Origin of the sequence: Enterococcus sp. 3C7_DIV0644, assembly GCF_002141235.1 — a bacterium.
GTDB classification, from domain to species: Bacteria; Bacillota; Bacilli; order Lactobacillales; family Enterococcaceae; genus Enterococcus_D; species Enterococcus_D entomosocium.
Genome location: NZ_NGLK01000001.1, coordinates 359,972 through 383,645, shown reverse-complemented (window position 1 = coordinate 383,645; position 23,674 = coordinate 359,972). Strand labels below are relative to the sequence as shown.

21 protein-coding genes are annotated in these 23,674 nt (G+C 42.2%); 16 read left to right on the top strand and 5 right to left on the bottom strand.

What is annotated here, in order from left to right:
- Positions 1-29: 29 nt before the first annotated feature.
- Positions 30-1,730 carry a M3 family oligoendopeptidase gene (locus tag A5877_RS01830; protein ID WP_005235386.1) on the bottom strand — a complete coding sequence of 567 codons (1,701 nt, stop codon included), beginning with the start codon at positions 1,728-1,730 and terminating at the stop codon, positions 30-32.
- A 157-nt stretch (positions 1,731-1,887) separates the two neighbouring features.
- Between A5877_RS01830 and hprK the strand changes: the two genes are divergently transcribed.
- The 6 genes from hprK to A5877_RS01800 all read left to right on the top strand — a co-directional run bounded on the left by hprK (position 1,888) and on the right by A5877_RS01800 (position 6,988).
- On the top strand, positions 1,888-2,823 hold the full coding sequence (hprK, locus tag A5877_RS01825; protein ID WP_005235388.1) for an HPr(Ser) kinase/phosphatase: 936 nt from the start codon (positions 1,888-1,890) through the stop codon (positions 2,821-2,823).
- A gap of 14 nt (positions 2,824-2,837) precedes the next feature.
- The gene (gene lgt / locus A5877_RS01820) at positions 2,838-3,668 is read left to right on the top strand and encodes a prolipoprotein diacylglyceryl transferase (protein ID WP_005235390.1); all 831 of its coding nucleotides are present in this window, start codon (positions 2,838-2,840) and stop codon (positions 3,666-3,668) included.
- Positions 3,669-3,743: 75 nt separating this feature from the next.
- Positions 3,744-4,772, top strand: coding sequence for an NAD(P)H-dependent glycerol-3-phosphate dehydrogenase (locus A5877_RS01815; RefSeq protein ID WP_086316228.1), 1,029 nt, complete (start codon positions 3,744-3,746; stop codon positions 4,770-4,772).
- A 17-nt stretch (positions 4,773-4,789) separates the two neighbouring features.
- Positions 4,790-5,707: a UTP--glucose-1-phosphate uridylyltransferase GalU gene (gene galU / locus A5877_RS01810; protein ID WP_008378473.1), complete on the top strand. Its 918-nt coding sequence runs from the start codon at positions 4,790-4,792 to the stop codon at positions 5,705-5,707.
- 160 nt (positions 5,708-5,867) lie between these two features.
- Positions 5,868-6,293 (top strand): DUF948 domain-containing protein, encoded by a 426-nt coding sequence (locus A5877_RS01805; RefSeq protein ID WP_005235398.1) that lies wholly within the window; start codon positions 5,868-5,870, stop codon positions 6,291-6,293.
- 14 nt (positions 6,294-6,307) lie between these two features.
- Complete coding sequence (locus tag A5877_RS01800; RefSeq protein ID WP_005235400.1) at positions 6,308-6,988, top strand: YtxH domain-containing protein; 681 nt, start codon at positions 6,308-6,310, stop codon at positions 6,986-6,988.
- Between the two features lie 83 nt (positions 6,989-7,071).
- Here A5877_RS01800 and A5877_RS01795 read toward each other — a convergent pair whose 3' ends face one another.
- Together A5877_RS01795 and A5877_RS01790 are read right to left on the bottom strand one after the other, a co-directional pair.
- Entirely contained in the window at positions 7,072-7,950 is an 879-nt protein-coding gene (locus tag A5877_RS01795) for an NAD-dependent epimerase/dehydratase family protein (protein WP_086316227.1), read from the bottom strand.
- A 54-nt stretch (positions 7,951-8,004) separates the two neighbouring features.
- On the bottom strand, positions 8,005-9,105 hold the full coding sequence (locus tag A5877_RS01790) for a Xaa-Pro peptidase family protein (RefSeq protein WP_086316226.1): 1,101 nt from the start codon (positions 9,103-9,105) through the stop codon (positions 8,005-8,007).
- 194 nt (positions 9,106-9,299) lie between these two features.
- On the opposite strand from A5877_RS01790, the gene ccpA reads away from it, so the two are divergent.
- Positions 9,300-10,298 carry a catabolite control protein A gene (ccpA, locus tag A5877_RS01785; RefSeq protein WP_008378470.1) on the top strand — a complete coding sequence of 333 codons (999 nt, stop codon included), beginning with the start codon at positions 9,300-9,302 and terminating at the stop codon, positions 10,296-10,298.
- Positions 10,299-10,440: 142 nt separating this feature from the next.
- On the opposite strand, the gene A5877_RS01780 is transcribed toward ccpA, so the two are convergent.
- Entirely contained in the window at positions 10,441-12,879 is a 2,439-nt protein-coding gene (locus A5877_RS01780; RefSeq protein WP_016612234.1) for a transglycosylase domain-containing protein, read from the bottom strand.
- Positions 12,880-13,141: 262 nt separating this feature from the next.
- Between A5877_RS01780 and tyrS the strand changes: the two genes are divergently transcribed.
- The 4 genes from tyrS to A5877_RS01760 all read left to right on the top strand — a co-directional run bounded on the left by tyrS (position 13,142) and on the right by A5877_RS01760 (position 16,800).
- On the top strand, positions 13,142-14,404 hold the full coding sequence (gene tyrS / locus A5877_RS01775) for a tyrosine--tRNA ligase (protein WP_008378466.1): 1,263 nt from the start codon (positions 13,142-13,144) through the stop codon (positions 14,402-14,404).
- 70 nt (positions 14,405-14,474) lie between these two features.
- Complete coding sequence (locus A5877_RS01770) at positions 14,475-15,386, top strand: AEC family transporter (RefSeq protein ID WP_016612232.1); 912 nt, start codon at positions 14,475-14,477, stop codon at positions 15,384-15,386.
- An 88-nt stretch (positions 15,387-15,474) separates the two neighbouring features.
- On the top strand, positions 15,475-16,368 hold the full coding sequence (locus A5877_RS01765) for a deoxyribonuclease IV (protein WP_005225802.1): 894 nt from the start codon (positions 15,475-15,477) through the stop codon (positions 16,366-16,368).
- 45 nt (positions 16,369-16,413) lie between these two features.
- Positions 16,414-16,800, top strand: a complete 387-nt coding sequence (locus tag A5877_RS01760) for a cytidine deaminase (protein ID WP_086316225.1) — start codon at positions 16,414-16,416, stop codon at positions 16,798-16,800.
- Positions 16,801-16,940: 140 nt separating this feature from the next.
- On the opposite strand, the gene A5877_RS01755 is transcribed toward A5877_RS01760, so the two are convergent.
- Positions 16,941-17,558, bottom strand: a complete 618-nt coding sequence (locus tag A5877_RS01755) for an FMN-dependent NADH-azoreductase (protein WP_005225804.1) — start codon at positions 17,556-17,558, stop codon at positions 16,941-16,943.
- Positions 17,559-17,720: 162 nt separating this feature from the next.
- On the opposite strand from A5877_RS01755, the gene A5877_RS01750 reads away from it, so the two are divergent.
- From A5877_RS01750 to A5877_RS01730, 5 genes are all read left to right on the top strand, one after another.
- Positions 17,721-18,416 carry a response regulator transcription factor gene (locus A5877_RS01750; RefSeq protein WP_008378457.1) on the top strand — a complete coding sequence of 232 codons (696 nt, stop codon included), beginning with the start codon at positions 17,721-17,723 and terminating at the stop codon, positions 18,414-18,416.
- A complete protein-coding gene (locus tag A5877_RS01745) occupies positions 18,413-19,360 on the top strand; it encodes a HAMP domain-containing sensor histidine kinase (protein ID WP_086316224.1) in 948 nt (315 codons plus the stop codon). The genes A5877_RS01750 and A5877_RS01745 overlap by 4 nt, the downstream gene beginning before the upstream one ends.
- 89 nt (positions 19,361-19,449) lie before the next feature.
- A complete protein-coding gene (locus A5877_RS01740) occupies positions 19,450-20,226 on the top strand; it encodes an ABC transporter ATP-binding protein (protein ID WP_005235419.1) in 777 nt (258 codons plus the stop codon).
- Positions 20,198-22,288, top strand: a complete 2,091-nt coding sequence (locus tag A5877_RS01735) for an ABC transporter permease (protein ID WP_086316223.1) — start codon at positions 20,198-20,200, stop codon at positions 22,286-22,288. The genes A5877_RS01740 and A5877_RS01735 overlap by 29 nt, the downstream gene beginning before the upstream one ends.
- A 265-nt stretch (positions 22,289-22,553) precedes the next feature.
- Positions 22,554-23,674: Ig-like domain-containing protein (locus A5877_RS01730; RefSeq protein WP_086316222.1), on the top strand; the 1,121-nt coding region annotated here is incomplete at its 3' end.

Below are 23,674 nucleotides of genomic sequence, written 5' to 3'. Positions count from 1 at the left end.
AGTTAGTGGAGAAACGGAAACGTCTTTTTTTAGTTTAACTGTTCTTCTTTGATGGCTGACAGATACGTATCTACTGCCTGTAACGTTTCATCAAGCGCTCCTTTTTCAAAAGGTGAACGTAGATGAGCCAGAGCCAGGATCTCAAGAAATGTTTTCGTGCCGCCGACTTCGCAAATGGCCAAATAATCTTGCCAAGCGGTTTCGTCTTTTGCCACGATGAATCGATACCAAAATTGGAACGCACACACTTGTGCCAATGTGTAATCGATATAGTAGAAAGGTGATTCAAAAATATGCCCCTGTCTGAACCAATACAAGCCACGATCAAGGTCAGGATATTCTGAATAATCCCGTTCTGGGCAATACTGGCGCTCTAATTCCCGCCAACGGGCTTTGCGCTGTGCTGGTGACCACTCAGGATGCTCATAAACCTCTTGTTGGAAGTGATCCACTAAAACGCCATAAGGCAGAAATTGCAGGCTGCTAGCAAGATGCGCAAATTTGTATTTTTCTGTTTCTTCTTCGAAAAAGGCATCCATCCATGGCCAGGCGATAAACTCCATCGACATTGAATGGATCTCGCAAGATTCATAATTGGGAAAGAGAATTTCCGGTTCTTTGATCCAACGAGAGCGAAAGGCTTGAAAGGCGTGGCCAGCTTCGTGGGTCAAAACATCGACATCGCCCGAAGTACCGTTAAAGTTGGCAAAGATAAATGGCGATTGATAGTCTTGGATAAACGTACAGTAGCCGCCAGATTGTTTGCCTTTTTTGCTTAGTAGATCAAGTAGGTCATGCTCGACCATAAAATCAAAAAATTCGCCAGTTTCAGGGGATAGTTCCTGATACATCACACGGGCTTTTTCTACTAGTTCTTCAGGAGTTCCTTTAGGCTCTGCGTTACCACTAGGATAAACAAGTGGCAAGTCGGTAAAGGTTGCCTGAGTCAATTGATTACGCTGCGCCTGTCTTTGGTACAGCTTTTGGGTAATTGGGACGACTTTTTCTAAAATTTCCCGACGATAGGTCTCGATCATTGAACGATCATAGTCCCAACGATTCATTTGGGTATCCGCAAAGGCAACATAATTTTCAAAGCCGAGCTTGTGGGCGATCTCGGTACGAACCTTGACCATCTCGTCATAAATTTGATCAAAACGGTCTTCATTTTCCGTGAAGAAAGCCGTTTGTTTTTCAAACGCTTCTTTTCGAACACCGCGATCTTTGTTTTCGGTAAATGGTCGCAGTTGTGCGAGGGTATAGGTTTCTCCTTGGAAGTCGATTTGGGCAGAAGCGACCAATTTGCTGTAATCAGAAGCCAATTGGTTTTCTTTTTGAAACAATTCGATCAAGGCCTCATCAAAAAGCTTCACACGGCTTTCGGCATATAAAAAAAGTGTTTCTGGATATTCGGCTTTTAATTCATCTAAGACAGGTGAAGCCAGGAGTGCTTGATAGAATTGAAAATCCAGAGCTTCAAAATGAGGCTGGTATTCATTCCAAAAGGTGTCTTCTGCTTCATAAAAGGCATCGTTGGTATCGATCGAATAGCGGATCGAAGCCAAGTTCATTGCGGTATCGATCGTTCCTCTTAGTTCGTTCAAAGCATCAAGGGCTTGCTTCGCCTCCGAGAAGGTATCGGCTGACTGAAGGTTTGCTAATGCTTTTTTGAATGTTTCTTGATAAACTGGAAAATCAGGGCGTTGATACTTGTATGCTGAAAATTTCATTAAAAATCCCTCCTTAGTAAAATAATAACACAAACGAAAAAGAATGAGGACTTCTATTGGCGAAGGTAGTAACTTTACTGATAGAATGATAAAATAGAACCAGAGTGTCGTTTACAAGAAGCAGCGGCAAGAATCATTGAGAAAAGAGGGAAATCCTATGGCAGAAACCGTCAAAGTCAGCGAGCTGGCGGAGGCTTTAAATTTAGAGATAGTTGAAGGAACTGAAAACAGTTTAGAAAGAGAAATCATTACCGGTGATATTTCCCGACCTGGTTTGGAATTGACGGGTTATTTTAATTACTATTCCCATGATCGTCTGCAATTATTCGGCAGCAAAGAGATCACCTTTGCGGAACGAATGATGCCAGAAGAACGCTTGATGGTGATGCGCAAAATGTGTGCCGATGATACACCGGGATTTATTGTTTCTCGCGGCTTGGAAGTACCAGCAGAAATGATTCAAGCCTGCAAAGAACATGAGATTACGATTCTACGTTCGCCCATCTCAACGTCACGTCTGCAAGGAGAGCTTTCTAGTTTTCTCGATGGGCGTTTAGCAACAAGAACCAGTGTCCATGGGGTATTAGTGGATGTCTATGGCTTGGGCGTTTTGATCCAAGGCGATAGCGGAATTGGTAAAAGCGAAACAGCATTAGAGTTGATCAAACGTGGGCATCGGTTGATCGCTGATGACCGTGTGGATGTGTATAAGCAAGATGAGTTGACTTTGGTGGGGGAACCGCCGAAAATCTTGCAACACTTGATCGAGATCCGGGGAATCGGGATCATCGATGTCATGAATCTTTTTGGTGCCAGTGCCGTACGAGGGTATATGCAGGTTCAAGTAGCGGTGTATTTAGAAGCTTGGGCGAAAGACAAAAAGTATGATCGACTAGGAACCGATGATACGACGGTTGAAATTGGTGGCGTTGATGTACCACAAATCAAAATCCCCGTGAAAACTGGTCGAAATGTTGCGATCATTATCGAAGTTGCTGCCATGAATTTCCGGGCGAAAACGATGGGTTATGATGCAACGAAGACCTTTGAAAATCGATTGACGCAATTGATCGAAGAAAATTCTGGAAACTAGAGAGGATAAGATAGATGTTAGGTTTAGTAAATCGAGTCGCATTTGAACTATTTGGTTTGCCGATTTATTGGTATGCGATCATTATCGTATCAGGCGTGATCATTGCTATGTGGTTAAGTACGAGAGAGGCGGTTCGTGTCGGGCTCAAGCCAGATGATGTGACTGATTTTATGTTGATTGGATTGCCAGTATCGATCATTGGTGCGCGGCTTTATTATATTCTATTTGACTTGCAATACTACATTGATGACCCGAGTCAAATTTTCAATATTCGGTCTGGTGGGATCGCTATCTACGGTGCATTGATTGCCGGGGGGATTTGGCTGTACTTTTTCTGCCAACGAAATTTTATTTCTCCCTGGACCTTTTTAGATATCGCTGCACCAAGTGTCCTATTGGCACAAGGCATCGGGCGTTGGGGCAACTTCATGAATCATGAAGCATTTGGAGCCGAAGTCAGCCGCTCCTTCTTAGAAAGTTTGTATATACCGAAATTTATTATCGATAATATGTATATCGACGAAGCGTATCGGCAGCCGACGTTTCTTTATGAATCGGTTTGGAATGTGATCGGATTTATCGTTTTGATTTTCTTGCGCAAGAAAACTGGGTTATTAAAAGAAGGCGAAGTTTTCTTGAGCTACTTAATTTGGTATGGGTTCGGACGCTTCTTTATTGAAGGAATGCGCACCGATAGTTTATACTTATTTGGGGATATCCGTGTGTCACAAGCACTTTCCGCTTTATTATTCTTTGGAGCGATTGGGCTATTGATCTGGCGTCGGAAAAACCAAACTTTAAAAGACTACAATCGCAGCTTTGGCAAAAACCAAACGATTATCTAAACAGTTATTTTATCGAAATTATGGTAAAATGATAAAGTGCATGAATTTGCGAAAAGGATAGAGGAGGTTTCCATAGTGAAACAGAAAATCGCCGTTTTAGGTCCCGGATCATGGGGGACTGCTTTGGCACAAGTCTTGTCTGAAAACGGACATGAAGTGACTATTTGGGGCAACAATCCCGCCCAAATCGATGAAATCAATACGTATCATACCAATCGGCATTATTTGCCTGATTTGAAATTACCTGAAAATATTTTAGGCTGCAAAAATCTAGAAGAGGCGATCCAAGAGGCAGATGCTGTATTGTTTGTAGTACCAACCAAAGCGATTCGTGCCGTGGCACAAGAATTCACTAAGAAGACAACCGGTAAACCAGTTATCATCCATGCCTCAAAAGGATTAGAACAAGGCAGTCATAAACGAATCTCAGAAGTACTTGCCGAAGAGATCCCAGCCGATAAACGGCAAGAAATCGTTGTCCTGTCAGGACCATCACATGCCGAAGAAGTCGCTGTCCATGATATTACCACGATCACGGCAGCTTCAGAAAATGAATCGGCTGCTAAATATGTACAAGAGCTATTTATGAATGATTACTTTAGAATCTACACCAATAACGATGTGATCGGTGTCGAAACTGGCGCCGCGCTGAAAAACATCATCGCTATTGGTGCCGGAGCGATTGCTGGACTGGGCTTTGGGGATGATGCGAAGGCTGCGATCATGACCCGTGGGTTAGCAGAAATCAGTCGTCTCGGTGTGGCAATGGGTGCAAATCCATTAACCTTTATCGGATTGAGTGGTGTTGGCGATTTGATCGTCACGTGTACCAGTGTCCATTCGCGGAATTGGCGTGCCGGAAACCTATTAGGAAAAGGCCATAGCTTAGACGAAGTGTTAGACAATATGGGCATGATCGTTGAAGGAGTTTCAACCACCAAAGCTGCCCGCGAATTAGCAGAAGCTTTGTCAGTGGAAATGCCAATCACAGAAACGATTTATTCGGTCTTGTATGAAGGCAAAGACATCAAGCAAGCAGCTAAAGATATTATGCTGCGAGACGGCAAAGAAGAAAACGAATTTACGGTAGATCAATCATTATGATTAAAGGAGCGAGTCACATGAATGTCAAAAAAGCAGTTATCCCAGCAGCCGGTCTAGGTACCCGATTTTTACCAGCTACAAAAGCAATGGCAAAGGAAATGTTGCCGATCGTTGACAAACCAACGATCCAATTTATCGTGGAAGAAGCTTTACAATCAGGGATCGAAGATATTTTGATCGTAACAGGAAAAGCAAAGCGTCCGATCGAAGACCATTTCGATGCCAATTTAGAATTAGAGATGAATCTAAAAGAAAAAGGCAAGACAGAGCTTTTGAAATTAGTGGAAGAAACAACTGACGTAAATCTGCATTTCATTCGCCAATCTCATCCGAAAGGATTAGGCCATGCCGTATTACAGGCGCGGGCATTTGTCGGAAATGAACCGTTTGTAGTCATGCTAGGTGATGACTTGATGGAAGATCAAGTGCCATTGACGAAACAGCTGATCGATAATTATGAAAAAACGCATGCATCAACGATCGCTGTCATGGATGTTCCTCATGAAGATACATCAAAATACGGAATCATTGATCCTGGTATGGAAGTTGAAAAAGGTTTGTTCAATGTCAAAAACTTTGTTGAAAAACCAGCGCCAGAAAATGCGCCAAGTGATTTAGCAATTATTGGCCGCTACTTGCTGACCCCTGAAATTTTTGATATTTTAGCCAATCAGGAACCTGGTGCTGGCGGCGAGATCCAATTGACGGATGCCATCGACACATTAAACAAAACCCAACGCGTGTTTGCTCATCAATTTACCGGCAAGCGTTACGATGTAGGAGACAAATTTGGTTTCTTAAAAACAAGTATTGAGTATGGTTTAGTACACCCTGAAGTCAAAGACAACTTGAAAGAGTATTTGATCGAGTTAGGAAAAGAACTAGCTCCGGCTCAAAAAGAAGTCAAAGAAGCACCGAAAGAGTCAAAAAAATAACAAAAACTCCTAAACAAGGCAATTTCTGATGAAATTGCTTTGTTTTTTTATTATTTCCTGTTGAAAGCGGATAATTTTCTTAAAAATGCAGTCTTTTATTTGTAGAAAGTGCAGTGAAATGCTATTCTTAATATAAGTAAATGGGGAAAGGAGCCATTCTATGTCAGGAGGAGAACTAGCTGCATTGATTGCTGCGATCGCATTTGTCGTATTGGTCATTTTCGTCGTTCGTTTGTTGATGCAAGTCAGCAAGACAATGACCAAAGTAGACAAAACGGTCGAAGAAGCAAACACAACCATCCGTGTCATTACCAAAGATGTTGATATTCTTTCAAAAGAGGTTGAAGGTCTATTGGTAAAAACGAATGAGCTTTTACAAGATGTGAACGGAAAAGTCGCAACCATCGATCCTTTGTTCACAGCAGTTGCAGATCTAAGTACCAGTGTTTCAGAACTAAATGTTTCTGGAAAAAATTTAATTACGCGCGTGGGTAGTCTTGGCCGGACCACTGCCAAAGCAACGGTAGCTGGAAAAGTCGGTCAAACAGCCATGAAATTTTTCAAAGACAAAAATAACCAAAAATAAAAGGAGGACTTTCAATGAGTAAAAAAGGCGGATTTTTATTAGGAGCAATCATCGGAGGAACAGCGGCAGCAGCAGCAGCACTTTTGTTGGCGCCAGAATCTGGTAAAACATTAAGAAATAAATTAGCAAAACAAGCAGACGATTTATTAGATAAAGCATCTGATTATGGTGATTTAGCCAAAGAAAGAAGTACGGATCTTGTCGATATCGCTAAAGATAAAGCAGCAAAATTAAGCGAGCAAGCATCTGACTTTACCGGTTCTTTAACAGCGAAAGTCGATGACTTAAAAGAAACAGCAGCTGGTTCATCAGAAGAAACCGTTGAAGAGTTAAAGAAACAAGCAGGTGACCTATCAGAACGCTTCAAAAAATCAGCAAGCGATGTGAAAGAAACAGCGAAAGATGCCAAAGAAGATGCAGATGATACAGTCCAAGATATCATCATTGATGCAAAATCTTCTGCAGCGGATATGAAACAAACCGTCAAAGAAGGGGCACAAGAAGCAAAACCTGTAGTTGAAGAAGCCAAAAAAGACGGTCAAGCAGCCGCAGCTGATTTGAAAAAAGAAGCTGGAAAAGCAGCGGATGATGCCAAAAAAACAGCGAAAGCAGAAACAAAAGAAGCTAAAGCTGACTTGGAAGATGCAAAAGAAGAATTAAAAGATACATTAGAAAAAAACAATCCTGAAGCATAAGCAAGGATACAAAATTTGATTACTTTAAAAGATAAAAACGTTCGCCAGTTAAATCGGCGAACGTTTTTTTGTGATTTCAGTAGTTATTCGTTTGATGCTTGGGCGATTTCCCAATCGCAAAGTTGGTAGATCCAATCCTGCAGTTGACTGAATGAAAAACCAGTTTCCTCAGCGAGCGCCACATTGATCGAATAAGCAGGTGTACCATTGTAAGGGCCTTGATCGGCTGTTTCTGAAAAGAGCGGGGAAAGACCGGTTTTTTTCGATACGTATTGCAGCACTTCTTCTAAAGAGATCGTACCTTTTGACGCACCATTGATGGGTCCTGTGAAAGAGCTGGTACCTAAAAACGCTAAAAATTTACCAGCTTCTTGGGCATCCACAAAGCCCATTTGATGCGTTAGATTATCGACAGCCATTGGCTTTTGCTTTATAAGATGGTCAATGTAAAAGGTAAAACGTTTTGTGTAATCATCTGCACCAATCACATAAGGAAAGCGGACAAAAACGGAGGGGATCTGACTGTATTTTTGGGTCAGGATTTCTTCCACGGTTCGCTTGCCTTCAGCATAATTGACTTCCTCAGAGCAAACAATTTTGACCGCTTCTTTGGCAGGATCAAAATCCGCTTCTTTCAAATCGAAGTGCAGTTCATGATAGGCAGACATCGAACTAGTGACAATGTAGCGTTTGGGTGTTACATGACGCAACAGAATCTCAATATCATTTGAAGTATAAGCAATATTGTCGTAAATAACATCATAGGTTTCTTGTGTCAACGTCGTTTTGATACTTTGTTCATCCGTGCGATCAAAGACAAGTCGGTTGACTTGATCCCCAAAAGAATCAGTCGTCTTCCCTCTGGTAGCGATCGTGACATCATAGCTTTGATCCACTAAAGATTGAACCAAATATTTACCGAAAAAACGCGTGCCGCCTAAAACCAACACTTTTTTACTCATAAGAACACTCCTTTTCATGTAATTCCAACATATTGCGCCGTTTCATTAAAAGAATCAAGATAAAATCAACAATTCTTTTTCTGTTTTGGTAAATGGTACACAGCCATCTGCAGTGACATAGATGCAATCTTCAATACGAACACCGACTTGATCTGGCAAATAAATCCCTGGTTCGATAGAGAAGCACATGCCTTCTTCAATCACTAAATCATTGCCAGTGATCAAAGAGGGGAACTCATGAACCGTGGTCCCGATGCCATGACCTAAACGATGGTTGAAGTAGTCGCCATAGCCATAACCCGTAATCACATCACGAGCGATCTTGTCTAATTCTCCAGCGGTGATCCCAGGTTTAACTGCTGCTTGAGCGGCCAATTCCGCCTCTAAGACGATGTCATAAATTTTTCTTTGTAATGCAGTCGGTTCTTTATAGGCAACCGTTCTGGTTGCATCGCTGCAATACCCTTTCCAGATGACTCCTAAATCAAATAAGACGAGTTCATTGGCAGTCACTTTGCGATCCCCAGGTACGCCATGAGGACTTGCTGCATTGGCACCAGCTAATACGGTCGTATCGAAGGACATATGGGAAACCCCACGTTTTTTCAACTCGTACTCAATTTCTGCCACGATTGCCATTTCGCTAACGCCTTCTTTGATGGCAGCAAACCCAACCTCAAAAGCAACATCTGCCCAGTTGCCAGCTTCTAGTAAGGTGTCAATCTCAGACGCGGTTTTTGTTAATTGCATTTTTTGAATCACCGGGGTCACATCTAAAGAAAAATCGGTTTTTGGCAAGAACCGTTTCAATGCTTCATAGCGCTCGACGGAAAGGTCATTTTTTTCTAATGCCAAGGAAGAAACCTCATAACGAGAGGTCAATTCTTGGCAGATTTTCGCCCAAGGATCTTCACTATCGAGATAACCGATAATGTCAAAGGGCCAGCCGCTATTTTTTGCTTCTTCTACTTCCAGAGCTGGTGTGAAAAGAAAGGGATCTTTTCCAGGTGCGACGAACAAAGCAAGGACCCGTTCATGAGGTTCACTTTTAAAACCGGAAAAATAAGCGATCGTTGCTGGATTAGAAATATAGGTAACATCGGCGCCATTGGTTTTCAACCAGGCATTTAACTCATTGATTTTTTTATCATTCATTTGATAAAACCTTCTTTCAAGTATTCTTTTTCTATTTTATCATGCTTTCGAAGAGAATAGGGGAGGGGAAAGTAGGAAATTGCTAAGTTTTCATGAAAACAAAATTAAAACGGTTGCAAATCCAGAAAAAATTTGCTATCCTAACAAAGAAATGTAAATAAGATTTTCTGAAAATAGAATAAGGGAGATATATCATGGAAAAACAAACAATTACGATTTATGATGTTGCACGGGAAGCGAATGTATCGATGGCAACTGTTTCACGGGTAGTCAACGGAAATCCAAATGTAAAACCAGCAACTCGTAAGAAAGTGCTGGAAGTGATCGACCGCTTGGATTATCGTCCAAACGCAGTTGCTCGAGGGTTGGCAAGTAAAAAGACCACAACTGTTGGTGTTATCATTCCTGATGTCAGCAATATGTTCTTCTCATCACTTGCTCGTGGGATCGATGATGTAGCGACCATGTATAAATACAATATCATCTTAGCCAACTCTGATGGCGATACGATGAAAGAAGTCAACGTATTGAACAACTTGTTAGCAAAACAAGTGGACGGCGTTATCTTCATGGGTCATCGCATCACGGATGAAATTCGCGGGGAATTCTCTCGCTCAAAAACACCAGTCGTTTTAGCTGGTTCGATCGATCCTGATGAACAAGTAGGAAGTGTCAATATCGATTACACAGCAGCTGCCAAAGATGCTGTTTCATTATTGGCGAAAAACAATCAAAAAATCGCTTTTGTCAGCGGTGCTTTGATCGATCCAATCAATGGCCAAAACCGCTTGAAAGGCTATAAAGAAGCCTTGAAAGAAAACAACCTTGACTATTCTGAAGGGTTGATCTTTGAATCACCATACAGCTTTAAAGAAGGCTTAGCATTAGTTGATCGCATCATCAACAGTGGTGCAACAGCAGCTTATGTCACAGACGATGAGTTAGCCATCGGCGTCTTAGATGGTTTGTTAGACAAAGGCGTTAAAGTTCCTGAGGATTTCGAGATCATCACCAGCAACAACTCATTATTGGCTGAAGCAGCTCGTCCACGCTTATCAAGTGTGACGCAACCATTGTATGATATGGGTGCCGTTGCGATGCGTCTATTAACTAAAATGATGAACAAAGAAGATGTAGAACAAAAAACGATCGTCTTGCCTTACGGTATTTCAGAAAAAAGCTCTACGAAATAAGCAGCGATTTAATAAAAAGACTAGTGGAGCAACGCTTTGTTGTTCCACTTTTTGCTTCAACGATCGTTCGTGTGGGTAGAAAATCTATGGATTTTCTACCCACACTTTTTTTGTATAAAAAAACTGATCAGCACAAGGCTGATCAGTCATCATCATCATTTGTATTAGGTTGGTTATTTTCTTGCTCGTCCTCGTCGTCATCATTTGCAGTAGGTGTAACATTGTTGGATGCGTTATTCGATGATGTATTCGACGAACGATTTGTTGAACGGCTAGAAGATGCTTTTTTCCAATAGTCAGCATAGTTTGCATCTGAACCACCGAGTCCAAATTTGAAATCGACCGTATCTGGTCCGCCAGTTGCCCAATAAGAAGTAACGGTACTACTTGGATTCGTATAGGTTCGATTATCGACTCGCACGGTTCCTCCTGGTTGGGTACCAGTAAACTTGGAAACTTGAGCTTTTTTGACATCACTAGAAAGTTCAAACTTCTGATTTACACCAAAGACTTCTTGGTTTGTTTGATAGATACGATTGATCAAGTAAGCCATGTAATTGGCTGTCCGAGTTCCTGCTGCACTATCGGTAGCTTTATTGTCATCCCGCCCTGACCAGCTGCTGATTGTGATCGATGGGGTGGAAACGACTAGCCAAGAGTCAGACCAATTATTGGTAGACCCAGTTTTACCGACCCAATCGGCATTCCCGAGGTTCCAATCTAATCCGCTGATAACCGATTTAAAGGAACTGGTTTTTTGCTCATCGATAACACTACGCATCATGTCGGTCATAATGGAAGCTGTCGCTTCAGAAAAGACTTGGACCGGTTTGGCTTCATGCTGATAAAGCACTTCGCCTTCATTATCCTTGATTGATTCGATGATGTAGCCTTGCTGATAGACACCGTTATTGGCAAATGTTTGGAAGCCATTTGTTTGATTCAACACTGTGACATCGGTAACCCCTAATGGCGCTGATTCATATGCCCAGCTGTTATCTTCAGGATAGCCCATTTTGCTCAAATAATTTGAATAGGCATAAAAATGATCGCCTTCTTTTTCCCACAGATCTTGGAAAATATTTGTCGCTGCGATATTACTGGAAACTTCCAATGATTCGCGAATCGACATAAAAGTATTGGTTCCACGGTTTGTGGCATTGACGATCGGCTCACCGGCGTTTTCTCCTGTCCGCCATTTTGCGGCATAATCAGAAACCATTGATTCAGAGCCCATCAAGCCACTTTCGATCGCCGGTCCGTAAACCAGCATTGGTTTGATACTTGAACCTGCTTGGCGTTTAGCATCAAAGGCATGGTTGAATTGATTGTCAGCATAGTTACGACCACCAATAAAGCCTAATACTTTCCCGGTGGCATTGTCCATCATGACGTTGCCGACTTCGATGGTGGAGTCGCCCCAGTTGTCTAACATATAGCCGTATTTATCGACGGCATCTTGCATTGCATTATAAATATCTTTATCGATCGTTGATGTGACGGTATAGCCACCATTAACCAGTTTTTGCTGCGCCAATTCGAAGTATTTTTGGTAGGTTTCGTCTTTGGCATATTCTTCGTCACTGACATCATCTTCATCTGCCAGCTGTTTGGCAATAATGTCTTTTGCTTCATTTAACACAGTGTAATAAAGGAAGCTTTGATCCGTTTGTTCAATGGCTTCTTGTTTTTTGAAGTCTTGCTTCAAGTCATAATTAAGCGCCTCTTCGTATTCTTCTTTCGTAATATCGTGGTTACGATACATACTGAAGAGCACGAAGTCTTTCCGCTCTAAGCCAGCGGTCAAGTTTTCCTTGATCTCGCCCGTATTTGTATAAGGGCTGTAGACGATCGGGCTTTGTGGCAGACCCGCAATAAAGGCTGCTTGCGGTAAAGACAGGTCAGCTGCGTTAACGCCAAAAATTCCTTGCGCCGCTTCTTGCACACCTGCGATATTTTGCCCTTTATTGTTCCGGCCAAAAGGGGAGATGTTTAGATACATGGTGACGATCTCATCTTTATCGAAAAATTTCTCCACTTCCATGGCTAATAAAATCTCATTGGCTTTGCGTTTGAAGGTCGTTTCACTGGAAAGGATTTGTTGTTTCACCAGCTGCTGGGTCAAAGTGGAACCCCCGCTGCCGCCAAAGCCTGTCGCTTCGGATAATAACGCCCGCACGACTGCTTTTGGTACGACGCCATTATGAATATTAAAATATTCGTCCTCTGTTGCGATGATCGCTTTTTTCAAGTAGTCTGAAATTTGATCGGAATTAACCGACGTTCGCATCAGATCTGAGCGAATCGTTGCGATTTTACTGCCATCAGCGTATGCGAGTTGAGAAGTCTCTGTGATGTCGGTCAGTTCTTTCTGCAACTCATCTTTAGAAGGAGCTGCGGTATCTTCCACAAGAAAAGCAAAGTAGCCGGCACCGATCCCTAAAGCTAAAGAACCGCCTAGCACCAGTAAAGAAATAGCCACTAAGAACAAGGCATGTAAAACCCTAAGACTGATATTGAAATAGAACCAGCCTCTATTTTTGTTTTCTGTATTCTTTTGATTTTTCGTTTTCTGGGACAAAAAGAGTCACCTCAATAAATTAGAATAGATTCCGTGTAATTATAGCAAAAAACAAGGCGCTTGGGTAGCACCCTATCTGTTATCGAAAGAAGTGTGCGAGAAAATGCCAGTTGGTATTTGTATTGAACCAGCGATAATAAGGGAAAACGAACAGATTTGCCTAAAAGTTTCTTTTTTGGTAAAGGACTTTGAGAGAAAGACTTTTCATTGCCCTCTTTTTCAGTTAAGATGAACAATGAAGCAATTATTAGGAGGAGAAAGAATGAGTACAGACTTTTTTGAAGAACTAAAGCAACGCGGATTAGTTCATCAGACCACAGACGAAGCAGCCTTGACCAAACAATTAAATGAAGAGTCTGTGAAACTATATATCGGCTTTGATCCTACCGCAGATAGCCTGCATATTGGTCATTTATTGCCTATTTTGATGTTGCGCCGTTTCCAACAAAACGGACATGTGCCGATCGCATTAGTTGGTGGCGGTACAGGAATGATCGGTGACCCATCCTTTAAAGATCAAGAACGTCAATTAAACACATTAGATACCGTTTTGGAATGGTCACAAAGTATCAAAAGCCAATTATCTCGCTTTATTGATTTTGATGACCAAGAAAATCCTGCCATCATTGCCAATAACTATGAATGGTTAGGGGAATTGAAACTGATTGATTTCTTACGGGACACGGGGAAAAACTTTACCATCAACTACATGATGAGCAAAGAAAGTGTCAAACGTCGGATCGAAACAGGAATTTCCTACACGGAATTTGCATACCAGCTTTTACAAGCCTATGACTTTTTGAACCTTTACGACAACCACGGTTGCTTGTTGCAATTAGGTGGTAGCGATCAATGGGGGAATATCACTTCTGGAATCGAATTATTGCGTCGTGAGCGTGAAGTCCAAGGGTTCGGTTTGACTATGCCATTGATCACAAAAGCAGATGGAACGAAATTTGGGAAAACAGAAGGCAATGCGGTTTGGCTAGATGCCAAGAAAACAACGCCTTACGAGTTCTACCAATTCTGGATCAATACGGATGATCGTGATGCAGTCAAATTCTTGAAATATTTCACCTTCTTATCATTAGAAGAAATCGCTGCGATCGAAGCTGAATTTAACGCTGCACCAGAATCTCGAGCAGCACAAAAAGCTTTGGCAAAAGAAGTCACTACTTTGGTTCATGGGGCAGAGGCTTATGAACAAGCCGTACGCATCTCAGCAAGTTTATTCAGCGGCAATATCAAAGAATTGAACGCTGAAGAGATCGAACAAGGCTTTAAAGGGGTTCCTAGTCATCAGGTAACAGCGGATGATTCTTTGAACATCGTTGAAGTGTTGACGACTGCTAAAATCGAACCATCAAAACGTCAAGCAAGAGAAGACGTACAAAATGGGGCCATCTACATCAATGGGGAACGCGTCCAAGACCTAACGTACGAGATCCAAGCAAGTGATCGGATCGGTGGAAAATACGTCGTGATTCGTCGTGGCAAGAAAAAATATTTCTTATTAACATTTTAATCGCAAAAAGCGAACCGACCTGTTGGTTCGCTTTTTTTCAAATTTTTGTAGAGGAAGGGTCTTTGTTGGAATGGGAAATATAGTGTTGAATGCCGCCGGTTTATTTGCCATGATCTTCTTAGGGTATTTTCTTAAACGGCTAAATGTCCTTTCAAAAGCGGATGGCTCGATCTTATCCAAAATTATTTTGAATGTGACGTTACCGGCAGCAATCATTTTGAATTTAGCTTCAATGCAAGTACAAGTCAGTGCGCTTAGTTTGATTGTGATCGCTTTGATCATTACGATCGTCCAGATCCTCTTCGCATTTTTCTTGACCAAAAAAGAATCGAACACGCTGCAACAGTTTGCTATGTACTGCGGGTCAGGATTTAATATCGGCAATTTTGCAATTCCTTTTGCCCAAAGTTTTTATCCTTTAGGGATTCCACTGATTTCGCTGTTTGATATGGGGAACAGTATCATGTTGGCAGGGGGAACGACGATTTTCATCGAGTTCTTGATTGGAAAGCGGACGACGTTTGAACCAGGAAAAATCTTTTTGAATCTCCTGCGCTCGCCAACATTTACCATTTATCTAGTGATGCTGATTATCCGCAGTGCGGATTGGAGGATTCCCGAGTCAGCCTTGGCGCTCGTTCAGCCAATCGGGATCGCAAATACGTTTCTGTCCATGTTTATGATTGGCTTATTTTTGGATTTCCGCTTACCGAAGCACACTACGCCAACGGTAATCAAAATTTTAAGCTTACGCTACGGACTAGCTTTCGTGCTGTTCGCGGCTTTCTATGTTTTACCGATCCCAGTTTTATTAAAACCAGTACTTTGTTTGTTAGTGTTTGCTCCGATCCCTTTATTTGGGGTCATTAATTCCGTGATTGCTGGGATGGAGGAAGAGGCGGTGGGATTTGTTTCTTCCATTAGCTTTTTGATAAGTATGCCGCTAATGACGGGTGTCCTGATGTTATTTGGACTCGCTTGATAAAAAAATACGGCAATGAGCAAAATAATCGCTTTACAAGGTGCTTTTATCGATAATAGAGAAGACTAGATTTAGGAGGAAAAGAAAAATGTTGATTGGTTCACACGTTTCAATGAGCGGCAAAAAAATGCTTTTAGGAGCAGCAGAAGAGGCGGCTAGCTATCAAGCTACTACGTTTATGATCTATACCGGAGCTCCGCAAAACACGCGGCGCAAACCGATCGAAGAGATGCAGATCGCAGCTGGACAAGATTTTATGACGGAAAAGGGAATTTCGAATATCGTTGTCCATGCCCCTTACATCATTAATTTAGGTAATACCATCAAACCAGAAAACTTTGGCTTTGCCGTTTCGTTCTTACAAGAAGAAATCCAACGAGCCCAAGCTTTAGGTGCAACTCAAATCACGTTGCACCCCGGTGCCCATGTCGGTGCAGGACCCGAAGCTGGGATCAAGCAGATCATTAAAGGCTTGAACGAGGTCCTTGAAAAAAATCAAACCGCCCAGATCGCATTAGAAACAATGGCAGGTAAAGGCACCGAGATTGGTCGCAGCTTTGAAGAATTGGCAGCAATTATCGATGGCGTTACCTTAAATGAAAAATTATCCGTTACACTAGATACTTGTCACACGAATGATGCTGGCTACAATGTCAAAGAAGACTTTGACGGCGTGTTAAACGAGTTTGACAAAATCATCGGGTTGGATCGCTTGAAGGTCATCCATGTCAATGATTCAAAAAATCCACAGGGCAGCCACAAAGACCGACATGCGAATATTGGTTTTGGCACGATCGGCTTTGAAGCCTTGAATAAGATCGTTCATCATGAGCAATTATCAGCGTTACCGAAAATTTTGGAAACACCCTATGTTGGCGAAGACAAAAAGAATAAAAAAGCCCCTTATGGCTATGAAATCGCGATGCTGCGGGAAAAGACCTTTGATCCTGAGCTATTGACGAAAATCATGGCGGGTGCTTAAACGGTTCATTTAACCATGAGCCAGCTTATTATTGGAGGAAGAAAAATGGACTTTCAGTTGCTGATCGATGCCGCGAAACAAAAACTGGGATTCAGACAGCTCTCTCAATTTGCAGAAGCAGGGAGTGTTGCGGCAGCTCTGACTACTGCAGATGGACAGATTTATAAAGGGATCTGTATCGATACCAGCTGTTCCATGGGTTTTTGCGCCGAACAGGCTGCGGCTGCGCAAATGATCACCGATGGGCAGCAGCGGGTGTTACAGATGGTTGCAATCAATTCGGCAGGTGAGCCGATCCCACCTTGTGGTCGTTGCCGTGAATTCATCAGCCAGCTGGATCCTGCCAACCACAACACGCAGGTCATGATCGCAGCAGGAAAAATCATGACGATAGAAGAGCTGTTGCCTTTTGATTGGAAAGCATCAAAATAAAAAGAGATTTAGCCCCTTAGACCGCTCTGTTCTAAGGGGCATCTTTGTTTTATCGATCCAATGGACGATCAACATGTTTAGATAAAAAAACTCCTCAACCAGCAATAGTGCTTTGTTGAGGAGTTGATCGATAGCAATGATTAGAATTTTTTCGCAGCTGCTGCTACGCGTTCTAAACCTTCAGCAATGATTTCTGCTGTTTTAGAAGGATCTGCATTGTGACCTTCGATGATTACTTCTTCTGTGATGTTCATGCCGAACATACCACCGAAAACTTTTTCCATAAAGGTTACAGCGTTTTCCATTGCGCTCATTTCGCCTGAGTAAACACCACCACGGGCATTCAATAGAACGATTTCTTTGTCTTTCAACAATTGGTTCATTGAACCATCTTCGTTATAAGAGAAAGTAAAGCCAGCTTGGAAGATATAGTCGATGAATGTGTGCAAAGCTGCTGGGATCGTTAGGTTCCACATTGGGAAAGCGAAAACGATGGTATCTGCTGCTGCGAATTTGTTCATCACGTCTTGACGGACAGTCATCAATTCTTGTTCTTCTTGGTTTAATTCTTGTTCTTGTGAAAGTTTGCCAAATGCTTCAAATAACGTTTGACCGATATAAGGCATTGGTTGTGCGTACACATCAAAGGTTACAACGTCCACATTGTTCGTATCAAGATTTTCAACGAACGTATCAAACATTTTTGCAGATACTCCATCAGGACGGTTATTGGCTTTAACAACTAAAATATTTTTCATTTTTTTCCACCTTTACTTTAAGTAAGTTTTAATCACAAAACGTAGTATACTATAAAATAATTTTGCTTACAATAAATAAGTGTACTTTTTTAAAAAAAGCTGGAATTTTGCGGTATTTTTCACGTAGTTTTGGTAAACTTTAGAGAAAACAGGAGGGGTTCTATGAAAATATTCGTGGTCGAAGATGACAAATCGTTAGTCAAAATGATGGAAAATCAATTATCCCGCTATGCGTATCAAACCTTTGTTCCGGAAAATTTCGCTGCGGTTTTAGCTGAATTTTTGCTGATCCAACCTGATTTGGTTTTGTTAGATGTCAATCTGCCTTATTATGATGGGTTTTATTGGTGCCAAAAAATCAGGGAACATTCATTGGTTCCAATTCTCTTCATCTCCGCACGTGACGGCAATATGGACCAAGTGATGGCATTAGAATACGGTGCTGATGATTATCTGGTCAAACCTTTTTCTTATGACTTGCTGCTGGCTAAAGTGAAGAGCCATATTCGCAGAGTCTATGGGGATTATGCACAGTCTGATCGGGCGAGAAGCTTGAAGGCTGGCGAATTGACCTATTATCCGGAAGCGTTGAAGATGGTCTATCGTGAAGCCAGTGAATGGCTGACTGTTCGAGAAGGAGAATTATTGACCCTGTTAATGTCGGCACACCCAGAGATGGTCAAACGGGAACGGATTTTAAATCTATTATGGGATGATGAGCGCTTCGTTGATGACAATACGCTTTCTGTCAATGTCGGCCGTTTGCGAAAAAAATTGGCGGCAATGGGCATCAATGATCCGATCCAAACGATTCGCGGCAAGGGTTACGCCTTATCGGTAGTAGGTACAGAAGAATGAGAGCATATGCAAGTGTTCATTTACCTAAACTACTCGTTACCTTCCTAGCCATTTCATTGTTCGTTTTGGTGATTTGGTTGGATGGCTATCGAAATTACCTCGTGATTGGTTATGGTCTGCTTCTATTCGGGCTGTTCATTGTTCTTGTTTATTTGGTAGATTACCTTTCCAATACTGCATTTTATCATTATATCAAGCATGGAAGAGCGACTCACCGAAGCAATGGCTACCTTTCCAAGCAATGGCGCAAGCAGTTCGATGCACAAGAACAGCAAGAGCAAGAACGGCTGACAGAACTAGATCAGCACCATCAAAATCATATTCGTTTCATGAATATCTGGGTTCATCAAATGAAAACACCTGTCTCAGTGTTGGCGCTAATGGCTGAAAGTGAGGAGGTCGACAGCTACGATCTTTTAGCTGAAACAGATCGCTTAAAAAGTGGCTTGGCGACTGCGCTGAATTTTGTGCGCTTGGAAGATTTCACAGAGGACTTCGTTATCGAGTCAGCCTCACTGTTGGAATTGTTAAAACACAGTATCGGTGACCAGAAGCGGAATTTTATTCGCAGTGAAGTCTATCCGAAGCTGATGAGTGAAGCGGATATCACGGTGACAACAGACAAAAAATGGCTAGGTATTTTGCTCTTTCAGCTCATCAGCAACGCCGTCAAGTACTCAAAGCCAGACAGTAAGGTCTATATTGAGATCGATCCTTTTTCTAGAAAATTGACGATCTCAGATGAAGGGTGCGGAATTGCAGAAGCGGATCTGCCAAGGGTTTTTCGCCCCTTTTATACAGGTCAGAATGGTCGGCAAACAGGAGAGGCAACTGGGATCGGTCTTTATTTAGTTGAAACGATCAGTACGCAATTAGATATCGATGTGTCGCTTGCCTCTATGGAGAATCAAGGCACGACGGTTACCCTAACATTTCGGAGGTGAAGGCTTTCTTACAATTTTGTAAGCTTTCTATCATGAAATCGATAACTGATTGCGGTGCCGCCTGCTAAACTGGTAGCAAAGGAGTGAAGATGATGGCTTTACTAGAATTGAAAAATGTATCGAAAACCTACACAGGGGAAGTGTCTGTTGAGGTTTTACAGCAAATCGATCTCAAAGTGCCAGAAGGAGAATTTATCAGCATTATGGGTCCATCTGGCAGTGGCAAGACCACCATGCTGAATTTGGTGGCAACATTGGATAAACCGACTTCAGGTTCGGTGATCATCAAGGGCGAGCAGCCCCTAGAATTATCTAAGCAAAAACTCGCGGAGTTTCGTCGTCGGCAACTAGGTTTTGTTTTTCAAAACTACAATTTACTTTCGCCATTGAGCGTGCTTGAGAATGTGATTTTACCACTGACACTGGATCGGGTGCCCGTTCCTGAAATGAAAGAACGTTCGGAACAGCTATTACGTGAGCTTGGGATCTATGAGAAAAAAGACAAACGCATCTATCAGCTTTCCGGTGGAGAGCAGCAGAGAGTTGCGATTGCTAGAGCTTTGATCCATCAACCGGAATTGCTTTTAGCAGATGAACCGACGGGCAATCTTGATTCAAAGGCAGCACGAGATGTCATGGAAATACTAAGTCAGATGAACAAGCAACTTAAGGTCACCACCATGATGGTCACCCATGATCCTTATTCTGCCAGCTTTTCTGATCGGGTCGTTTTCATCAAAGATGGAAAGCTGTATAACGAAGTCTATCGCGGGGCTGATCAACAGCAATTTTATCAAAAAATTCTTGAAGTCCTAGCACATTTAGGAGGTCGCCGTCATGAATTTCAGACAGTTGATCATTCGTAATCTGCGGGGGAATTTTCGAACCTATGCGGCCTACTTCGTCAGTAGCGCCTTCGCGGCGATGGTGTTTTATATCTTTAGTCTTTTGCTCTTTCATCCGCAATTGGAAGAAAATTTGTCCAATAGCGGTACACTTTCAGAATTGGCGAAGGTCGGTCTATCCGTCGCACTTGTGGTGATCGCTTTACTGTCGCTGTTGTTTTTATGGTATACATTTGTGGTCTTTTTAAAACGACGCAAACGTGATCTGGCAATCTACTTGATTTTGGGGATCGAAGAAAAAGATCTGCGAAAGATTTTGTTTGTCGAAAATGCCCTTTTAGGAACCTGTGCCACAGTGACCGGTATTGGGTTAGGGATTTTATTGACGAAATTATTGCTGCTGATTGCGCAAAATGTCATGTATCTAACAGAAGGACTGAGATTTATGGTTCCTATGGAAGGTTTAGGATTGACCTTTGGGATTTATGTTTTTATTTTTCTCTTGATCTCCTTTTTCAGTACTCGGGCTTTGCAAGGAGAGCAGATCATCTCCTTGATCAAGGAAAATGAAAAACCGCGTCCTGAGCCAAAAAGTCATTGGGCATTGGCATTTTCAGGAATTGTGCTGTTGCTAGTTGGCTATGGATTGGTCTTTTATTTTAGCTACCAAACGTACTCAATGCTGCCACTTATGCTAGGAGTCTTGTTGACTGTTGCAGGCACGATTTTGTCATTCCATCAGTTCAGCGTATTTCTGTTGAAACGATTAAAGAAACGGTCGACCTTCTTACGGGGCACTCGGATGTTGACTATCAGCGAATGGATCTTTCGCATGCGAGACAATGCGGCGATGTATAGTCTGATCGCTATTAGTACCTCCGTGGCATTCGTTGGGATTTCCGTGATGTTGGCAATCGGCAGCTCTTCTTTTTCTTCGATCCAAGGAATCAGTGTAGCCTATGTGTTTCCGTGGTCTGGGCCAGAAGACCTCAATCATACCGAGGGAAAAGTAAACGAAATTAAAACTGCTATAGAAGAAAAAGGGTATGCGCCTGTAACGGATAGTGTTTCCTTACTATGGGCATATGCGAATCTTGATGAATCTGCAGTTACGAATGATTCATTCTATACGACGAATGGCTTTTCAATTATGCGAGAAAGCGACTATCAGAAAATGATGAAACAAATTGGTGAGGAAGCTGATTCTGTTGCAGATAATCAAATAATGACACTTAGTGCTAATTATTCACGTCGAAAACAGCTTCTAGAAGTCCCTGAGAACGAACGTACAAGTATCTATCCAATCGAATTGGGATCAGAGACCGGTATAAAAAAAGATGTTACGATTGTCCACAGTCCCTCAATGCTTTCTCTGGATTACTTTGGACTGTCAGTTGTGACAGATAAAACCTTTGAGGAGTGGCAAGCCCTCTTGCAAAAATCCACCGACGATATGGAATCTGGTTTTATTTGGTTAGACTATCCAGAATGGGCTGAAACACCTGAATTGGTATCTGATTTCAATGGGAATTTAGATAAAGAAAATGCCTTGATCGATCAGCAATACGAAGAGCTCAGTCAGGAGTTTGAAGCCAAAGGTGACTATACGGATGAAGAGTGGGCAGAAGCAGCAAAAGACATTCCGATGCGTACGTCTTATACCTCGAAATACCAAGTTTTCCAAGAAAATCGTCAAGGAAATGGCATCATCTTAATGATCACGGTATTACTGGGTTCGGTTTTCTTTATTTTCTCCGCTTCAATTATCTATTTCCGTTTATTTGCAGATTTAGATAAAGATGGGGCGTACCACCGTTCCTTGCATATCTTAGGTGTGTCGCCGAAGGAGCGTCACAAAGTTCTGCGACGCCAACTGCAAGTGATGTACTTCTTGCCAACAGTCGTGGCAATGATCCATTTTGCGGTGGCAATGACCGCTTTGCGTATTTTAGTAGAATTGCCTGTATGGCAATACTACGGTGTGATCGTTAGTCTCTTTTTGATTTTCCAAATCGTTTTTTACTTTGTTTGTCAGTATCGGTACTTGCAGCAAATTGATAGGATCGCCGATCCTACAGAGTAATTTATTCTTCAAGCCAAATCTCTTTCAGTTTGTACTGATTGGGAGTTGGCTTTTTATTAGCTAGTTTGTCTAAATTTCTATCCATGAAGCCTTTTAATTGTGCAAATCATTGAAAAGCAGATAAAATTAAGTAACGCTCATTTTGTCAAACAAACGAAGAGACACTGTTAGAACACGACAACTGTCAGATGCAAAATTCATTTCGAGTACAGTGAAGGCTGCGGTCGATGGATTTAGGGAAGCACTTATTTGAGGGAGGAGACCAATGATCACACGACTTGGAAAAGCATTTGCAGTCTTACTGTTGCTGATTCCTTTATTTGCTGGTATCCGGATTGTTTATGGGGAAACCGATGTGGGTGCCAACCTGATCACAAATGTATCGATCGTTAATAGCCGCAACGAGGTCATCACAAGTATTGAAAAGGATGATTCCTTCAAAATAGATATGACCTGGAGTTTGGAGGATTTAGGAGATTTAAAAGCCGGTGACAAAGCGACTGTCACCTTGCCAGTTGAGATTGAAGGCGTCAATAATACGTATGCTTTATACGATGAAAATAACAACTTAGTGGTCAATGTTACCCAAGTTGGCAATCAGCTGACCTTTGTTTTCACGGAATTTGTCGAACAAAATACCAATGTACACGGGGACTTTTATTTTTGGACAAAGTTCAGCGATGAAGTGACAGAGAACCAAATCAACAACATCAACTTCGAAACAGTAAATGGAACGCAATCGGTGCCTATTTTTATTCAAGCAGTGGATGATACAGGGGAGGGAGCCTTACTCACCAAACAAGGACTGTATTTAGGTACGCAAGAACCCAAACGGATTATTGATTGGCGTGTGTACATCAACTCGTTTGATACAAATCAAGTGACGATCAAAGATGGAACGTTTATTGATATTTTAGGTCCTCATCAGACACTCATCAGTACGAGTGCCCGAGTAGTCTATGGACCCAGCGTTTCCAACCCAACGTATGTTGATCAAGTACCGATCGTTTTAAATAGTGATGGGTCCTTTGAAATTCCTTTGCGGGATACGGAGGAACGGATCTACATTACCTACAAAACAGAAACTGATGGATCATTGGAACAATATACCAATCGGGGCATCCTTGATGCCGTGGTCAATGATGTGCCAAGAACAAGCAGTATTACTGGCTATACGCCACGCTATGGTGGCGGTGGTGGCGGAACCGGTGAACCAGGGGAGTCCAGCAGCACGGAACCAAGCAGTGAAAGCAGCACCAGTAGTACTACCGAACCAAGTAGTGGAAACAGTACTAGTAGTACTACCGAACCAAGTAGTGAAAGCAGCACCAGCAGTAGCACAGAACCAAGTAGTGGAAGCAGCACTAGTAGTACTACCGAACCAAG

Excerpts from the sequence above, each read along its gene's own strand:
- A5877_RS01830 (WP_005235386.1), bottom strand. The coding sequence starts at position 1,730 with ATGAAATTTTCAGCATACAAGTATCAACGCCCTGATTTTCCAGTTTAT.
- hprK (WP_005235388.1), top strand. The coding sequence starts at position 1,888 with ATGGCAGAAACCGTCAAAGTCAGCGAGCTGGCGGAGGCTTTAAATTTA.
- lgt (WP_005235390.1), top strand. The coding sequence starts at position 2,838 with ATGTTAGGTTTAGTAAATCGAGTCGCATTTGAACTATTTGGTTTGCCG.
- galU (WP_008378473.1), top strand. The coding sequence starts at position 4,790 with ATGAATGTCAAAAAAGCAGTTATCCCAGCAGCCGGTCTAGGTACCCGA.
- A5877_RS01805 (WP_005235398.1), top strand. The coding sequence starts at position 5,868 with ATGTCAGGAGGAGAACTAGCTGCATTGATTGCTGCGATCGCATTTGTC.
- A5877_RS01800 (WP_005235400.1), top strand. The coding sequence starts at position 6,308 with ATGAGTAAAAAAGGCGGATTTTTATTAGGAGCAATCATCGGAGGAACA.
- A5877_RS01795 (WP_086316227.1), bottom strand. The coding sequence starts at position 7,950 with ATGAGTAAAAAAGTGTTGGTTTTAGGCGGCACGCGTTTTTTCGGTAAA.
- A5877_RS01790 (WP_086316226.1), bottom strand. The coding sequence starts at position 9,105 with ATGAATGATAAAAAAATCAATGAGTTAAATGCCTGGTTGAAAACCAAT.
- ccpA (WP_008378470.1), top strand. The coding sequence starts at position 9,300 with ATGGAAAAACAAACAATTACGATTTATGATGTTGCACGGGAAGCGAAT.
- tyrS (WP_008378466.1), top strand. The coding sequence starts at position 13,142 with ATGAGTACAGACTTTTTTGAAGAACTAAAGCAACGCGGATTAGTTCAT.
- A5877_RS01770 (WP_016612232.1), top strand. The coding sequence starts at position 14,475 with ATGGGAAATATAGTGTTGAATGCCGCCGGTTTATTTGCCATGATCTTC.
- A5877_RS01765 (WP_005225802.1), top strand. The coding sequence starts at position 15,475 with ATGTTGATTGGTTCACACGTTTCAATGAGCGGCAAAAAAATGCTTTTA.
- A5877_RS01760 (WP_086316225.1), top strand. The coding sequence starts at position 16,414 with ATGGACTTTCAGTTGCTGATCGATGCCGCGAAACAAAAACTGGGATTC.
- A5877_RS01755 (WP_005225804.1), bottom strand. The coding sequence starts at position 17,558 with ATGAAAAATATTTTAGTTGTTAAAGCCAATAACCGTCCTGATGGAGTA.
- A5877_RS01750 (WP_008378457.1), top strand. The coding sequence starts at position 17,721 with ATGAAAATATTCGTGGTCGAAGATGACAAATCGTTAGTCAAAATGATG.
- A5877_RS01745 (WP_086316224.1), top strand. The coding sequence starts at position 18,413 with ATGAGAGCATATGCAAGTGTTCATTTACCTAAACTACTCGTTACCTTC.
- A5877_RS01740 (WP_005235419.1), top strand. The coding sequence starts at position 19,450 with ATGATGGCTTTACTAGAATTGAAAAATGTATCGAAAACCTACACAGGG.
- A5877_RS01735 (WP_086316223.1), top strand. The coding sequence starts at position 20,198 with ATGAATTTCAGACAGTTGATCATTCGTAATCTGCGGGGGAATTTTCGA.